1 rRNA gene is annotated in these 205 nt (G+C 56.1%); it reads left to right on the forward strand.

Annotation, left to right across the window (positions count from 1 at the left end):
• Positions 1-205: ribosomal RNA gene (locus tag H6A20_RS14130) — 23S ribosomal RNA — on the forward strand; the annotation flags it as partial.

Consider the following 205-nt stretch of genomic DNA (forward strand, 5'->3'; position numbering starts at 1 on the left):
CGGAGGAAGAGAAAGAAACATCGATTCCGGAAGTAGCGGCGAGCGAAACCGGAAGAGCCCAAACCGGGATGCGTGCATCCCGGGGTTCGGACCGCGTAATTGATCTTATGAGCCTAGCAGAATGGTTTTGGGAAAGCCAGCCAGAGAGGGTGAAAGCCCCGTAAGCGAAAGGCGAGTGAGCATGGCGGTATCCAGAGTAGGTCGA

This window comes from Mordavella massiliensis, from assembly GCF_016901695.1.
GTDB classification, from domain to species: domain Bacteria; phylum Bacillota; class Clostridia; order Lachnospirales; family Lachnospiraceae; genus Claveliimonas; species Claveliimonas massiliensis_A.